The organism is Noviluteimonas lactosilytica, from assembly GCF_020866925.1.
In the GTDB taxonomy this organism is placed as follows: Bacteria; Pseudomonadota; Gammaproteobacteria; order Xanthomonadales; family Xanthomonadaceae; genus Noviluteimonas; species Noviluteimonas lactosilytica.
The window spans coordinates 1,493,686-1,509,389 of record NZ_JAJGAK010000001.1 but is presented as its reverse complement, the minus strand read 5'-3'; the positions used below and the strand labels follow the sequence as shown (position 1 = coordinate 1,509,389).

Below are 15,704 nucleotides of genomic sequence, written 5' to 3'. Positions count from 1 at the left end.
CAAGCCGATGCGCCGTCGCCAGCTGAAGAACGCATTCGCCGAGGCGATGCAGTTCCGCACCCGCGCGCTGATCGCGTTCTTCGCGGTCACGGTGGCGTTGCTTGGCCTGGCGGGCTGGTATTTCCGCCTGCAGGTGCTCGAACACACCGAGTACGCGACGCGCTCGGAAGCCAACCGCATCAAGCCGCGCCCCGTCGTGCCGGGTCGCGGGCTCATCCTCGATCGCAAGGGCCGCGTGCTCGCCGAGAACGTGCCCGCGTATCGCCTCGACGTGGTGCCCGACGAAGCCGGCGACACGAAGCAGCTGATCGCGAACCTGTCGAAGGTCGTCGCGCTCACGCCGGACGACATCGAACGCTTCGAGACCGAACGCAAGGCGCGCCACGGCTGGCGCCCGATCACGCTGAAGCTGCGCGTGGGCGAAGAAGAGGCCGCGCGTTTCGCCGTCGACCGCTGGCGCTTCCCCGGCGTCGAACTCGTGCCGTACCTCAATCGTCGCTATCCCTACGGCGATCTGCTCGCGCACGTGATCGGCTACGTCGGCCGCATCGACCAGGCGGACCTGGCGAAGATGGGCGAAGTCGACGCTGCGCTGACGCACACCGGCAAGACCGGCATCGAGCGCTATTACGAAGACGCGCTGCGCGGCAAGGTCGGCTACGAAAAGATCGAAACCAACGTCGAAGGCCGCGCGCTGCGTCGCCTCGGCCAGGTGCCCGCGGTGCCCGGCGCGGACCTGCGGTTGTCGATCGACCTCGACCTGCAACGCGCGATGGTCGCCGCGTTCGGCGACTTCGACGGTTCGGCGATCGCGATCGATCCGCGCACCGGCGAGATCCTCGCGATGGTGAGCAAGCCGTCGTACGACCCGAACCTCTTCGTCAACGGCATCTCGCACACCGATTACAAGGCGCTGATGGACAACCCGTCGCGTCCGTTGTTCAACCGCAACGTGCTCGGCGGCGGCCCGCCGGGCTCGACGGTGAAGCCGCTGATCGCGCTCGCGGGCCTCGACAGCGGGTTGCGCCGGCCGGAAGACGCGGTGTTCTCCACCGGCGAATTCCACATCCCGGGCCAGCGCCGCGGCTATCGCGACGCGCATGGCGGCGCGGGCTGGACGGACCTGCGCAAGTCGATCGCGGCTTCGGTCAACTTCTACTATTACAAGCTCGCGTACGACATGGGCATCACGAAGTTCGATGCCTACATGCGCAAGTACGGGTTCGGCGCGCCGACGGGCATCGACCTCGCGGGCGAGAACAGCGGCGTCGTGCCGTCGCCGGAATACAAGGCCAAGCGCTCGCGCGAGAACTGGTATCCGGGCGAAACCGTCATCGCGGGCATCGGCCAGGGCTACTGGATCGCGACGACGCTGCAGCTCGCGCGCGGCGTCGCGGCGATCGCGAACGGCGGCCGCCTCGTGCGTCCGCACCTGGCGTCCGCGCGCCGCGACGGTTACGACACGCCGTGGCAGGCGATCCCGCAACCCGAGGCCGCGCACATCACCGACAACCCCGCGCATCTGCGCGCGGTGCAGGAAGGCATGATGGGCACGATGCAGCCGGGCGGCACGGGCTTCAGCCTCGCGCGCGGCGTGCCGTACCTGATGGCGGGCAAGACCGGCACCGCGCAGAAGATCAGCCGCCGCGGCAGCGCTAGCGTCGATCCGCACCAGTTGCCGTTCCACCTGCGCCACCAGGCGTTGTTCGTCGGTTACGCTCCGGCCGACAACCCGACCATCGCGGTCGCGGTCTCGGTCGAACACGGCGGCTTCGGCGGCAGCACCGCGGGCCCGATCGCGCGCAAGATCTTCGACGCGTGGCTGCTCGGCACGATGCCCGACGCGCCGCCGACGACGGAAGTTCCGGTGGCCGCAGCGAAGCCGGCTGCACCCGCGCCGACGCAGGCAGTCGCGCAGACCACACCTGCGACCACGCGATGAACGCGATCGCCCGCCTGCTCTTCGACCTCGCCGGGCGCGTGTTGCGCACGATCGACCCGTGGCTGCTCGGCGCGCTGCTCGCGCTGATGGGCATCGGCCTGGCGGTGTTGTACAGCGCGGGCGCGGAAACGCCGCACCTCGTGTTCGCGCAGGGCGCGCGCTTCGCGGTCGGCCTCGCCGCGATGTGGGGGCTTTCGCGCATTCCGCCGACGCGGCTGCGTCACTGGTCGCCGATCGTGTACGGCGTTTCGCTGCTCCCGCTGCTGCTCGTGCTGGTGATCGGGCAGGGCAAGCACGGCAACCACTGGATCAACCTCGGCGTGTTCTATTTCCAGCCGTCGGAAGTGATCAAGCTGTCGTTGCCGATGATGCTCGCATGGTTCCTGCAGCGCGAAACGTTGCCGCCGAATTTCCGCGTCGTGCTCATCTCCGGGATCCTGATCGCGGTGCCGTTCGGGCTGATCCTGCTGCAACCGGATTTCGGCACCGGCATGCTGGTCGCGTCGAGCGGCGTGTTCGCGCTGTTCCTCGCGGGGCTGTCGTGGTGGTGGTTCGCCGCCGCGGCGGCGGGCGTGGCCGCGGTCGCGCCGGTCGCGTGGATCTTCCTGCTCAAGCAGTACCAGAAGGACCGCATCCTCACCTTCCTCGACCCCGAATCCGATCCGCTCGGCACCGGCTGGAACATCATCCAGTCGAAGATCGCGATCGGCGCCGGCGGCATGACCGGCAAGGGCTGGGGACAGGGCTCGCAGTCGCACCTGGACTACCTGCCTGAACACACGACCGACTTCATCTTCGCGGTGTTGAGCGAGGAGTTCGGCTGGGTCGGCGTGGCGACGGTGCTCGCGCTGTACCTGTTCGTGATCGGGCGCTGCCTGTGGATCGCGGCCGAAGCGCGCGACGGATATTCACGCTTGCTCGCAGGCGCGATCGGCCTGGCGTTCTTCGTCTACGTGATCGTGAACGGCGGGATGATCTCCGGCATGTTGCCCGTCGTGGGCGTGCCGATGCCGCTCCTGAGTTACGGCGGAACGTCCGCCGTGTCGTTGCTCGCGGGCCTCGGACTCGTCATGGCGGTGGGCGCGCATCGTCCTCGGCATACGACGTGAAGCACGAGCGGGAATAGGGAATGGGGAATGGGGAGAGTGGCGTTCGCGATCGTTGGATGACCCGTTGGCCGAAGATCGGCTTACGACTCCTCGAACGACGAAAGCCGATCTTCGGCAACCGGACATCTCGGCCTTTGTGAAGGCATCCCTCCCTATTCCCCATTCCCCATTCCCGCTTTTCGCTTTTCTGCGTTACCCTCCGGCCCGATGAGATTCCGTGCCGCATTGCTCATTCCCCTCGTCGCGCTGACCGCTTGCGCGACGCAGGCCCCGCCGCCCACCGCGCCGATGCCGACGCCTCCCGCGACCACCGCGCCTCCGGCGTCGTCGACGGTGGCGAAGCCCGCTGCGCCGATTCCGCCGCAGTTGCGCGACATCAGCGCCGCGCGCGCCGATTTCGTGCGCGAGACCGCGGCGAAGTACGCGCTCGACCCCGCGTACATCGAATCGGTGCTCGCAAAGGCGCAGATCCGCGACGGCATCATCGCCGCGATGTCGCGTCCGGCCGAAGCCGTGAAGCCGTGGAGCGCCTACCGCCCCATCTTCATCACGCAGAAGCGGATCGACGACGGCAAGGCCTTCATGGCCGCGAACCGCGAAGCGCTCGCACATGCCGAAGCGCGCTACGGCGTGCCCGCGGAGATCATCACCGCGATCATCGGTGTCGAGACCAGCTACGGCGGCAACAAGGGCAGCTATCCGGTCATCGATGCGCTCTACACGCTCGCGTTCAACTATCCGCGCACCGGCGATCCGGCGAAGGCCGCGCGCGAGAACGCACGTGAAGCCTTCTTCCGCGACGAGCTCGCGCAGTTCTTCGCGCTCGGCAAGGAAACGGGCCTGGACATCACGACGTTGAAGGGCTCGTACGCCGGCGCGATGGGCTACGGCCAGTTCATGCCGTCGAGCTATCGCCAGTACGCGGTCGACGGCAACGCGGACGGTACGCGCGATCTGTTCAACAGCATCGACGACGCCGTCGAATCGGTCGCCAACTATTTCGTCGGCAAGGGCGGCTGGGTGCGCGGTGGCACGGTGATGCTGCCGGCGCTGCGCGACGCGAACGCGCCGGACTACAACGCCCAAGCGATCGAAGCGACCAAGCCGGTCGACGCATTCGCGCTGCTCGGTTATCGCCCGCCGATCGCGGTGCCGGGCGACGCGCCGGTGCAGGTCGTGCGCTTCGCCGGCGCGGGCGGCACCGAATACTGGATGGTGTTCGACAACTTCCGCGCGATCACCAAGTACAACACCTCGCGCATGTACGCGACGGCGGTGTACCAGCTCGCCGAATCGATCGCGGGCCGCGATGCGCAGGTCGCGCAGGCGACGCAGCAAGCCACCGTGCCGGCGGCGCCGGTGCAGGCCGAGGCCACGCCCCCATGAGGCGCGCGCTGCCGGCGCTGTGCCTGCTGCTCGCGGCCTGCGGCAGCACGCCGAGCAAGGCGCCGGCACCATCGCAGTCTTCCGAAACCGTGTCGAAGTCGTCGCAACGCGCGACGTCGGGCGGCAAGCGCTCGCCCTACGCGCCGGCGCAGGAAGACGTGTCCAAGCGCGGCGACTACACCGCCGGCGGCCTGTATGCGCCGCACGTCAAGGACACCGCGCCGCCGCCGATCGACGACGTGCACCTGATCCCCGAACCCGAAGTGCGCAACGAACCGCGTTCGCGCTACGGCAACCGCGATTACGCCGTGCTCGGCAAGAAGTACCACGTGCTCGACGAACCGAAGGGTTACGTCGAACAAGGGCTGGCGTCGTTCTACGGCACCAAGTTCCATGGACGCCGCACGTCGTCGCTCGAGGTGTACGACATGTACGCGTTCAGCGCCGCGCACAAGACGCTGCCGCTGCCGTCGTACGCGCGCGTCACCAATCTCGGCAACGGCAGGTCGGTGATCGTGCGCGTGAACGATCGCGGCCCGTTCCATGCGGGGCGCGTGATCGACCTGAGTTATGCGGCCGCGGTGAAGCTGGGCGTGTATCCGGCGGGCACCGCGAAAGTCGAAGTGCGCGCGCTGACCGCCGACGACGCGACGGACGAACGCAGCGGCCCCGACATGCGCGTCGCGCAGCAGGACGTCGCTTCGCAACCACAGGCGCCGCCGCCCGCATCGCCGAGCGCGATGGACCGCATGGTCGCCGCGCTGCCGATCGCAGCCGCGACCGCCGCCGAACAAGTGGCTGCGCAGGCGGCCGAAGTCGAACCCGCACCCGCGGGCCCCTGGCGCTTCGACATGCGACAGGACGGCAAGCCGATGACGGCCGACGAATTCGATCGCTGGATGAAGGAACGCCGCGTGCGCGTCGCGACCGGCAAGCCCGGCGCGCCGGAGAAGGGCATCGGCGCCGCGGGCGCCCCGGCCCCCGCACCCGCCGCGCCCGTCGCCGCGCCGCCGCCTGCGCCGCGCGTCGATACGGCCGCTTCAAATCCGCGCCCGGGCGCGTCGTCCCCACCAGATGTGAAGGGCGACGCCGTCGTCCTCCAGGTCGCGAGCTTCGCCGCGCGCGCCAACGCCGAACGCGCTCTGGCGATGCTCGAAGACGCGGGCATCCGCGGTGCGCGCCTGCTCGACGCCAACGCGGCGGGCCAGAAAGTCTGGCGCTTGCGTGTGGGTCCGGTCCCCAGCGAACGCGTCGCGGAACTCAGCGCGACCGTCGCAGGTCTCGGTTTCGGTCGCCCCAACGTGGTTGCCGACTGAATCCCCTCGAAAACGCCCGCATCGCGGCGCGTTGCCCCCTAGAATCCCGATCTTGCCGTAGTCCCCCGGAGTCGTTTTCCCGATGAAAGTCCGTCCCCTTGCCGCCGTCGCCGTTGCGGCCGTCGCCACGTCCGTCCTCGGTTTCGCGTTCGCGCAGACGCCCGCGCCCGCCGCCAAGCCTGCCGCCGCGCCCGCCGCGCTGAGCGACAACCTGCCGGTGCCGCCGCCGCCGAAGATCGAAGGCAAGGCGTGGGTGCTGATGGATTACGCGACCGGCCAAGTGCTCGCGGGCGAGAACTACGACGCGCAGGTCGAACCGGCGAGCATCACCAAGGTGATGACGAGTTATGTCGTCGCCGCGGAAATGCAGGCCGGCAAGGTGAAGGGCACCGACCCGGTGATGATGAGCGAGCACGCGTGGCGCGAAGGCGGCGCGGGCACCGAGGGCAGCTACAGCGGATTCGAGGTGAACAAGACCGCGCCGCTGCTCGAGATGGAAAAGGGCATGGTCGTGCAGTCGGGCAACGACGCGGCGATCGCGCTCGCTGAACACGTCGCCGGCAGCGAAGACGCGTTCGCCTCGCTGATGAACGCGTATGCCGCGCGCGTCGGCATGAAGTCGTCGCACTTCGTCAATCCGCACGGCCTGTCGGAAGAAGGCCACGTGTCGACCGCGCGCGATCTCGCGCAGCTCGGCCGCGCGCTGATCCGCGATTTCCCCGAGGCCTACTCGTACAACAAGATCAAGGAATACACGGTCGGCCCGATCACGCAGCGCAACCGCAACCTGCTGCTGTGGCGCGACCCGTCGGTCGACGGCATCAAGACCGGCCACCACAGCGGCGCCGGCTACTGCCTGATGGCGTCGGCGAAGCGCGGCGACCAGCGACTGATTTCCGTCGTGATGGGTTCGACCAGCGAGAACCAGCGCGCGGTGGATTCGCAGGCGCTGCTCAACTGGGGCTTCCGCTTCTACGAAACGCACCGCCTGTACGACGCCAACAAGGCGATCTCGAAGCAGAAGGTGTGGAAGGGCGCCGCCGACGAAGTGCAGCTCGGCGTCGACGCGCCGCTGCTGGTGAGCACGCCGCGCGGCAAGTACGCGCAGCTCAAGCCGAGCATGGACATCCCGAAGACCCTGGTCGCGCCGATCGCGAAGGGCCAGAAGATCGGCACCGTGAAGGTCACGCTCGACGGCAAGGTCGTTGCGCAGCGTCCGCTGGTTGCGCTCAGTGCGGTTGAAGAAGGTGGGTTCTTCAAGCGCATGTGGGATGAGCTGATGATGTGGTGGGACAGCTGATCGCAACAAACGGGAAACGGGAAACCTAAAGCGGGAAACGGGAAAAAGAGATCAACTTCGGCCGATAGACCTCAAGCCGAAGTGAACGTTGAACTCCCGTTTCCCGTTTCCCGTTTCCCTCTCAATTACCTGCCATACGCCCCGTACAAATACCGCCCCCCGCTGTCCGGCCGCGACGACCCCGCGTAATCATCCACCGGCGGCTGCAACGCAACCGGCAACGCGATCGCCGGCACGAACACCTGGTCGAACCGATACGGATGCAGCGGATTCGTCGGATCTGTCAGCCGGTAATCCTGGAACTGCAGCGAGCGCAACAGGTTCGCGATCCCTTCGCCGCTCTGCGTATCGGTGAGCAGCGGGAATGCGGCCGGATCGATGTCGATGATGTTGTGCGCGCCCCGTATGCGGTTGTCGGCGCCCGGCGATCCGTCGAGCGACGCGATGTCGCCGACGATCTCCGCATCGCGATTGCGCCAGGACACGTTGAAGTACAGGTGCGCCGTGCTGTCCTGCACGGCGAAAGCCGCGCCTTCGTTGTCCGCGACGGTGTTGTTGACGATCGTGGCGAAGTTGCGGCCATGGTTGCCGTTCGGGCCATCGCACGTGTCGCCGCAATTGCCGTCGACGATGATCGCGCCCGTGCCGAAGTTCCTCACCACGACGTTGTCGTAGACGTAGCCGCTGGTGAACTGGTCGAGGAAGATCGCCGAGCCGAGCTTCGTCGTGCGGTTGCCTTCGAACCAGTTGTGGCGCACCACGAGCAGCGCGACCGACGCACTCGCGCCGCGGTCGTGCTGCCCGATCAGGCCCGCGCCGACGCCGTAATGGTCGCCGTCGGACACCGTGTCGTTGCCGAAGAACAGGTTGTGGTGCACGTCGCCGTTCATGCCGATGGCCATCCCCGCGCCGTGCGGCAACGATGCCTCGTACAGGCGGTTGTTGCGGATGACGTTGTGGTGCACGTTCGCGATCGCGCCGGTCATGGTCAGCACGTCGCCGAAGCCGTCGTTGTTGCCCGTCGTTTGATCGAGTGTGCCGATCGCCTCGGTGCCGCCGCCGATGTTGATGCCGCCGCCGTGATGGCCGCCGCCGTTCTCTTCGACGAGGTTGTTGCCGATGTCGACGATGACGGTGCGACCACCGCCGACATCGATGCCGCCGCAGTCGGTGCGCGCGGTCGGCAACGTGCAGCCGTTGTGGTGGACGTGGTTGTTGCGCAGGGTGATGCGCTCGTTCGCATCCCAGGCGGTCGCTTCGATGCCGCGGTTGCGGCTGCCTGTCACGACGAAGCCATCGATCACCAGTTCCGCGGGCGCTTCTGCGCGCATGACATGTTCGTCCGCGTCGGCGGCCGTGACGATCGCGGGCGATGCGAGCGGATTGCGCGCGGTGAACGTGCTGTTCAATCCGCCGACGAGCATGCGGCGACGTTGCATGCCGAGGTCGAGGTTCTCCCGATACTGACCACTCGCGACGCACACGATCATGCGCGCGTCGCCCGCCGCGGCGATGGCCTGGCCGATCGTGCCGTAGGGATTGGCGCGCGTGCCGTTGCCCGCCGCGCCCGCGCGAACGAAGACACTGCTCCAGCCCGCGGGTCGCAGCGCATCGTTGGTGCATCCGTAATCGAGATAGCCGTTGCCGCCGATGCCGGTGTTGCCGAGGCGCGAGGCGCGCAGCGGGCCGCCGGTGCGCATGCCGGGGTGAATCGCGAATGGCCCGGCCGTGGTCGCGGCGACCGGTGTCGGGAGGCGTTGCGATGATGTGTCGGAGGTGTCGACGGCGCGCTCGATCTTCGGACGCGCGCCGACGGCGATGCGCGAAGCGGCGACCTGATCGGACGCCATTCGCCCAGCGTCATGCGACGCACCTCCCTTGCCGCCACATGCGGCAAGGGCACCCAGCACGCCAACGCAAAGTGCACGGCGCAGTATCAGTTGCATTGGCTCGCCCCCAGCGTCGTGTGCGCGGTGCGGGCGCTGACCAGCAACACCCCTGGCGTCCAGCCGCTGCCGCTGGCCTGCAGGCGCACTTGGTAGTTCGGACGCACCGCCGCCGGGATTTCGTTCGTCCACGCGAGCGCCTTGCCGCACACCGCGCTGCCGGCGAGCGGCGCCGTCGTCCGCGCATCGAGCGCAAGGCTTCCCGTCGCCAGGTTGACGGCACCGGTGACGTGATGGCGATCGTGTGCGCCGGGGTAGCTGAACTCCTCGAGCGCGACTTCGTTGTCGCCGTAACCCGGCGTCGGGTAGCCCGTCCACAACGGCTGGTTCCAGTTGCTCGTGACGAAGTTGCGGCGCAGCTCGACCTGCTCGCCCTTGTACGTGTTCCAGTGGAAGGGTTGCGCGTTGTCGAGCGTGCCGTTGGCGTTCGCGACCTGCACCGCGTTGTTGAGCGCGACGTAGCGACCCCAGAATTCGGTCGGCGTGCGGCGCCGGATCACGCCGTAGTCCTTGCCTCCGACGATCATCCGGAAGTCGACGTTGTTGGCGTCGAGCACGAGGTTGCCGTCGTAGTAGTCCCAGGAGTTCGCGTTGTCGAGGCAGCAGCTGAACAACGTCGCGGCGCCGGCGCTGCTGTTCTTGTTCAACCCGGTCAGCACCGTGTTGAAGTAGAACCATAGCTTGCCGCGACGCCCGTCGATCGGACTGTTGTCCGAACCGAAGTGCACGATCGACGCGCCCATGGTCTGCACATGCACCTTCTGGTCGCGGCGGAAGATGTTGCCGTACATGTAGCTGCCGAACTCGTACTTGCGCCAGTCGCGCTGCATCGTCGCGCGCAACGCAGGCGTGACGGCGGCGGGGTCCTGGTCGGCCAGCAGTTCGAAGAACCACGGGAACACCGACGGCCGGAAATCCTCCACGTCGATCAGGTCGATCGAATGCGCGCCGTTCTCGAAGTAGTTGTAACGCACCAGTTCGCCGACGGTGCGCATCTTCAGGTCGTTGCCGTTGGAGGCCTCGTCGTTGTCGATGGTGCCGTTGCCGTCGATGTCGTGGCGGATCGGGTTGCCGAAGTAGTTGTACTGGACGACGAAGTTGACGCCCTGGATGTACGCCTGGTGCACGTTGTAGTCGTCGACCAGGCCGTTGTCGTGGAAATGGTTGGCTTCCAGCAGGAAGTTGCGCGTCAGGTAGTGATCGCCGCCGTAATCGAGGCCGCGGCTGATGACGTAGACGCCCACCGGGCAGAACGAGAACGCGTTGTCGCGCAGGGTGACGTTCTGCGCGCGCGACACGTACAGGCAGCCGGTGTGCGAGTTGTACGGATGCGGGAGATTGTCCATGCCGATGTAGCTGGCGGCGTGGTTGCTGCCGGAGTAGGGCGGCGACATCGCGCCGGTGAGGTCCAGGCCTTCGACGACGATGTTGCGGATGCCGCTGTCGCGCGCGATGGCCACGATGCCGCGATTGACGGTCGAGTATTCCTCCGCCGGCGTGCCGATCTGGCTTTGCAATGCGCTGCTGCTGCGCACGCGTGCGTTCAGGCCGGAGATCTTCGGCCGCACGCCGTTGGCGTCCCTGATGCCGCACACCTTGATGTCGCCGGTGACGATGAAGATGCGTTCGTTGTACGGCGTCGCCTTCGGATGGACGCGCACCATCGTGTGCGGCGGCAGCGATTCCCACGCGACCTGTGCGAGGTTCGTGATCGCCTGCGCCGGCCCCACGTTGATCACGTTGGTCCGGTAGTTCGCGTTGTCGGCGTGGGCCGGATCGCAGTTCGCCAACGTGCGCGACTCGCGCAGGCCGGGGAAGTCCTGGCCGGTGAAGCCCGTGTTCGCGAGGAGGGCAGGCTGCGGGCCGCCCGTGCGCATCCTGCGCGTGCCCACCGCGGCGGCCGTCGCCTTCGCCGTCGCCGTCGCCGTCGTCGCGGCGCGTGCCGAGGTCGCGACATTCGCTGGTCGCTTGTCGCCCGCCTTTCCACCCGCGCCGCCGCATGCAGCGAGGACGCCCAACGCGATCGCGCACAACGCGACGCGCATGTTCCCTATCACTTCCGTCTGCTTCACTTCCGTCTGCTTCACTTCCGCCTGCTTCAGTTCCATCTGCACAGCCCCCTGTCGATGAATAAGTTGTCGTTCGAAGCAACGCCCGGCGGAACGAACCAAGGGGGTGCGTTCCGCCGGGCGTCCGGGTGCCGCCGTTGCGCATCCCTGCGCGAGCCGGCGGGCCCTCTCCCACCAGGGATCAGTTGGCGCGCGCCTCCAGCGTCACGCCGGCATATGCCGCGGCGCCAACGACCTTCACGTAGTACGTGCCCGCGCGCGGAACGGTGATGCGCACGGTTTCGTTGTTGCCGAGATGGATCGCGGCCTGGTCGTACGCCGATGTCGTCGGCACCTGGCCGTAACGCACGTAGACGCTGACGTTGCCGGTGCCGCCATAGGTCATGAAGCTCAGGCTGGTCAGGCCGGTCTTCGCGTCGAACTTGTACGAGCGCTGCGAGTTGATCGCGCCCGAGAGGTTCTTCACCGGCAGCTTGTTCACGAGCGCGATCGCGTTGGATTCGCAATCGGCGCCCGTGCACGGCGGCAACACCGTGGCGAGCGCGGCCTTCGCGTTGAGCAGGCCCGCGCCCATCGGCATCGCGGGATTCATCGCGACGGGGAAGGGACGCGCGGTCGCCTTCAACATCGTTTCCATCTGCGCGGGCGTGAGCGGCTTCGTCGCGATGCTCTGCACGAGCGCGACGACGCCGGCGACGTGCGGTGCCGACATCGACGTGCCGGCCATGCCGCCGTACACCGGGCTGCCTTCTTCGGGCGACGTGAGGCTGTCGTTGAGCGTCTGCCACACGTAACCGTTCGGATAGACGTCCTGTCCGCCGCCGCCACCCGGTGCCGAAAGGTCGACGACCTTGCCCCAGTTCGAATAGAACGCCTTGCCGCCGCCGATGCGCGACGCGCCGACGTTGATGACGTTGTTGCAGCTGGCCGGTGCGAACTGCGCAGAGTCCGCGTTCCAGTTGCCCGCGGACACGACGACGGTCGTGCCGCGCGCGACCGCGCCGTCGATCGCGCCCTGCAGCACTTCGTCGCACGCGAACTCGCCGCCGAGGCTCATGTTGATCACTTCCGCCGGCGTCGTGTTGTTCGGCACGCCCGGAACGACGCCGCCCGACGACCACGTGATCGCATCGGCGATGTCCGACGTGTAACCGCCGCAACGTCCGAGCACGCGCACCGGCAACACCTTCGCGCCGTGCGCGACGCCGGCCAGGCCGATGCCGTTGTTCGTCGCTTCGGCCACCGTGCCCGCGGTGTGCGTGCCGTGGAAGCTGCTCGCGTGCACCTCGCACTGCATCCAGTCGTCGTTCCAGTCGCCGTAGTCGTGCGCGCCGGGCACGCGGGATTCGTCGGCACGGCGCGAAACGAACGGATCGCTGATGAAGTCGTAGCCCTGCAGCAGGTTCGGTGCGAGGTCCGGATGATCGGTAATGCCGGTGTCGAGCACGGCGACCACGACGCCCGCGCCGGTCGACTTGTCCCATGCGGCCGGCGCGTAGATGCCGCCGATCGAGTTGTAGAGGTGCCACTGGTAACCGCTGGACAGCGGATCGTTCGGCATCGCGGTCGGGCCGACGACGCCGGTATGGAACATGCGGCGATCCGGCACGATCGAGGCGACCGACGCATCGGCGGCGAACGCGCGCATCACCTGCGCGCCCTGCACCGCGTCGAGCGGACGCGAGAACGCGATGACATCGGCGCCCGACGCGAGGCGTCGCACGTGGCGCACGGTGATGCCCGATGCGGCGAGGCCCGAGTTCACCAGCACGGCGCGCGCGGTCGTGAGCGCCTGCGTCGTGCTCGCGCGCTGCAGCGTGCCGCTGCGATAACGCACGATGTAGCGACGCTGCGGCACCTGCCTGGTCGACGGCGCGCTGGCTTCGCGCACGATCGGACCGGACGACGTCGCGGCGACGCCGGCGACGGAGAGCGAGACGGCGGCCGCGAGCGCGCACGCGCCGAGAACGCCGGAAAGACGAACAGTCATGGAGTGCTCCAAAAAAAATCGGGCCGTCCCTGGCCCTCAGGGGAAAGGAAAGGGATTACCAGCCGATACCGATACCGACGCCCGCCGACGCTTCGTCGTCGCTGAACGCACCGCCGACGGTGATCGTCGTGTGGTCGTTGACGAGGCGCTGGTAGCCGAGCGACAACGCCGACTGCCCGCCGCTGAAGCCTGCGCCGACACCGAGGCGATTGACCTGGTTCACGCCGGCCGCGCTCGTCGCCATGTTCAGCATGGCCGCGTTCATCGCGCCCATCTCGTCGATGCGCTCGTCGGTTTCGTCGAAGCGCTTGTTCATTTCGCCGCGCAGGTTGCTGACCGCCTGCATCGGCGCGGCGACGAGTTCGTCGAAGCGCATGTCGGTGTAGGCCTGCGCATCGGCGAGCGTCTGCGCATCGGCGGCGTTCATCTGGCCGACGTTGGCCGCATCGGTGTCTTGCGTGCCCGCGGCGACGTTGGTGACCTGGCGTTCTTCGCCCTGCGCACCGACCGACACGGTGTTCGCGCGATCGGCGACGGACCCGTTGCCGAGCGCGACGCTGTTGGCGCCCGTGGCCTGCGATCCCGCGCCGACGGCCACGCTGCCTTCGCCCGATGCATTCGCGCTCGCCCCGACCGCGACCGCGCCGGTGCCCGTGTTCGCATGCGCGTTGTCGGTACCGGTGTTGCCGCCGTCGACGTCGACGTGCGGATCGGCGGCGCCGCCTCCGTGTTGTTCGATCGTGGTCATGCGCGTGTCGAGTGCCGCCAGCCCCGAGTCGATCGCCGCGAGCGCATCGCCGACGTTGCCGAACACGCTGCCCATCAGGTTGAAGCTGGGCGCGGTGAACGTGCCGTCGAACGTCGCACCGCCACCGAGCATCGACGCGAAGCCCTGGCCCATCGCGAACATCTGCGCGCCGTTGACCGCGTCGGTGCTGTTCGCGCCGATGATGCCCGCGTGCACGTTGGTCAGGGTCGTGCCGCCCGCGCCCGCGAAGCTGATGCGCTCCTCGGTCGTCGAGTCGTAGGTCACCGCGTGCAACGTGTTGCCGGCGGCGTCGACGATGCCCGCGGCGCGCAGCTGGCGCACGTTCACCGCGTCGAAATCCTCGGTGCCGTCGGCGACGTTGGTGAGCTGGCGTTCCTGGCCGGCCGCGCCGATCGACACGCTGTTCGCGCGATCGGCGATCGAATGCGCGCCGAGTGCGATCGCGTTGTCGGCGTCCGCCGATGCGTAAGCGCCGAGCGCGACGCTGTCGTTGCCGATCGCCGCCGCGCTGAAGCCATTCGCGATGCTGTATTCGCCGCGCGCGATCGCGCTGTTGCCGCTGGCCGTCGAACCGGCGCCGAGCGCGCTGCTGTACGTGCCCAACGCCGTCGACGACTCGCCTTCCGCCATCGACAGCGCGCCGATCGCGATGCTGTCGAGGCCGGTCGCCTGGCTCAGCGTGCCGACCGCCATCGCCTGGTCGGCGAGCGCCTGCGCGCCCGCACCGACGGCGGTCGCGCCCTGGCCACGCGCGAGCGAACGCACGATGTCGCCGGTCCAGCCTTCGCCCTCGTCGTCTGCGCCGACGAAGTAAGCGCCGCCGAGCACGGTGCTGTTCGCGCTGAACGCAACCGCCGCCGTGCCGACCGCAGTCGACGCAAAGCCGCCGCTTTCGGCGAACGACCCGAAGGCATTCGAATAGGTCCCGTCGGCCCACGAACCCGCGCCGAATGCATTGCTGAATTCCGCATTGGCGGTGCTGTTGGAACCGAACGCGGAAGCGCTGTCGGCCATCGCCCAGGCCGACACGCCATACGCAGACGAGAACGGCCCCAGCGCGTACGACCCGCGCCCCATCGCCGTCGCGGCTTCGCCGCGCGCGACCGCGGCGCTGCCGACCGCCGTGCCGTCGATCGCATCGGCGACCGCGCCGCTGCCGAACGCGGTGCTGAAGTCGCCGACCGCCAGCGAACCGGTGCCCACCGCGGTCGCCTGCGCGCCGATCGCCTGCGTGTTGTGCCAGCCGGCGACGTAAGGCTGCGCGGCGCCGATCGCGACGGCGCCGTTGCCGTTCGCGATGGCCATGTGGCCGATCGCGATGTCGCGGTCGTCGGCCACCGCATCGCGACCGATCGCGACGCTCCAGTCGCCGTTCGCCATCGAGCCGAAGCCCATGCCCACCGCCATTTCGCCGAGCGCGCTGGTGTACGGGCCGATCGCGACCGAGCTGACGCCCGCGACGCTCGCGTCGATGACGCCGTCCGGACCGTTGGCGGAGAAATACGCGATGCCGTCGGAGTCGACCGGCGGACCCTTGAGGGATGCGCCGCCGCCGCTGCCGCCCATGTCGATCGCGATGGTCGCGGCCGGTGCGGCGGCGCGCGTGCACTCGAGCACGGCGCGATAGATGCCGTCGGCGTCGGGTTCGGCGGATTCGACGATGCGACAGTTGTCCTTCGCATCGATCGTGTGTTGCTGGGTGGCGTCGTCCTGCTTCGTGTCGCCGGCCTGTTGCGCGAACGCGACGGGCGTCGCGAGCGACAACAGGAGGGCGGCGTACAACTTCGTGCGCGTCATGGTGCGTGTTGCTCCGGGGGTTGGGGCTGCGGGGGTTGCCGAACCTCGCCGCGCCTTCCACCGGCGTCATTCCAAACGCA

8 protein-coding genes and 1 pseudogene are annotated in these 15,704 nt (G+C 68.2%); 5 read left to right on the top strand and 4 right to left on the bottom strand.

Annotated features, from left to right (window positions below; translation table 11 throughout):
• The first annotated feature begins 7 nt into the window (after window positions 1–7).
• The 5 genes and pseudogenes from mrdA to LK996_RS07255 all read left to right on the top strand — a co-directional run bounded on the left by mrdA (window position 8) and on the right by LK996_RS07255 (window position 7,053).
• On the top strand, window positions 8–1,942 hold the full coding sequence (mrdA, locus tag LK996_RS07275) for a penicillin-binding protein 2 (RefSeq protein WP_425493713.1): 1,935 nt from the start codon (window positions 8–10) through the stop codon (window positions 1,940–1,942).
• Complete coding sequence (gene rodA, locus LK996_RS07270; protein ID WP_230526454.1) at window positions 1,939–3,051, top strand: rod shape-determining protein RodA; 1,113 nt, start codon at window positions 1,939–1,941, stop codon at window positions 3,049–3,051. Before mrdA ends, rodA begins: the two co-directional genes overlap by 4 nt.
• 207 nt (window positions 3,052–3,258) lie before the next feature.
• Window positions 3,259–4,362 (top strand): annotated as a pseudogene (mltB, locus tag LK996_RS07265) (lytic murein transglycosylase B); the annotation flags it as partial.
• A gap of 71 nt (window positions 4,363–4,433) precedes the next feature.
• The gene (locus LK996_RS07260) at window positions 4,434–5,753 is read left to right on the top strand and encodes a septal ring lytic transglycosylase RlpA family protein (protein ID WP_230526452.1); all 1,320 of its coding nucleotides are present in this window, start codon (window positions 4,434–4,436) and stop codon (window positions 5,751–5,753) included.
• A gap of 82 nt (window positions 5,754–5,835) precedes the next feature.
• Window positions 5,836–7,053, top strand: a complete 1,218-nt coding sequence (locus tag LK996_RS07255) for a D-alanyl-D-alanine carboxypeptidase family protein (protein ID WP_230526451.1) — start codon at window positions 5,836–5,838, stop codon at window positions 7,051–7,053.
• Between the two features lie 125 nt (window positions 7,054–7,178).
• On the opposite strand, the gene LK996_RS07250 is transcribed toward LK996_RS07255, so the two are convergent.
• The 4 genes from LK996_RS07250 to LK996_RS07235 all read right to left on the bottom strand — a co-directional run bounded on the left by LK996_RS07250 (window position 7,179) and on the right by LK996_RS07235 (window position 15,624).
• Complete coding sequence (locus tag LK996_RS07250) at window positions 7,179–8,903, bottom strand: right-handed parallel beta-helix repeat-containing protein (protein ID WP_230526450.1); 1,725 nt, start codon at window positions 8,901–8,903, stop codon at window positions 7,179–7,181.
• 86 nt (window positions 8,904–8,989) lie between these two features.
• Entirely contained in the window at window positions 8,990–11,107 is a 2,118-nt protein-coding gene (locus LK996_RS07245) for a hypothetical protein (RefSeq protein WP_230526449.1), read from the bottom strand.
• A 142-nt stretch (window positions 11,108–11,249) separates the two neighbouring features.
• Window positions 11,250–13,058: a S8 family peptidase gene (locus LK996_RS07240; RefSeq protein ID WP_230526448.1), complete on the bottom strand. Its 1,809-nt coding sequence runs from the start codon at window positions 13,056–13,058 to the stop codon at window positions 11,250–11,252.
• A gap of 55 nt (window positions 13,059–13,113) precedes the next feature.
• A complete protein-coding gene (locus tag LK996_RS07235; RefSeq protein ID WP_230526447.1) occupies window positions 13,114–15,624 on the bottom strand; it encodes a YadA-like family protein in 2,511 nt (836 codons plus the stop codon).
• Window positions 15,625–15,704: the final 80 nt, after the last annotated feature.

Bases quoted from the DNA above. Each gene is read 5' to 3' on its own strand.
- LK996_RS07260 (WP_230526452.1), top strand. From the start codon at position 4,434: ATGAGGCGCGCGCTGCCGGCGCTGTGCCTGCTGCTCGCGGCCTGCGGC.
- LK996_RS07245 (WP_230526449.1), bottom strand. From the start codon at position 11,107: ATGGAACTGAAGCAGGCGGAAGTGAAGCAGACGGAAGTGAAGCAGACG.
- LK996_RS07255 (WP_230526451.1), top strand. From the start codon at position 5,836: ATGAAAGTCCGTCCCCTTGCCGCCGTCGCCGTTGCGGCCGTCGCCACG.
- mrdA (WP_425493713.1), top strand. From the start codon at position 8: ATGCGCCGTCGCCAGCTGAAGAACGCATTCGCCGAGGCGATGCAGTTC.
- LK996_RS07250 (WP_230526450.1), bottom strand. From the start codon at position 8,903: ATGGCGTCCGATCAGGTCGCCGCTTCGCGCATCGCCGTCGGCGCGCGT.
- rodA (WP_230526454.1), top strand. From the start codon at position 1,939: ATGAACGCGATCGCCCGCCTGCTCTTCGACCTCGCCGGGCGCGTGTTG.
- LK996_RS07240 (WP_230526448.1), bottom strand. From the start codon at position 13,058: ATGACTGTTCGTCTTTCCGGCGTTCTCGGCGCGTGCGCGCTCGCGGCC.
- LK996_RS07235 (WP_230526447.1), bottom strand. From the start codon at position 15,624: ATGACGCGCACGAAGTTGTACGCCGCCCTCCTGTTGTCGCTCGCGACG.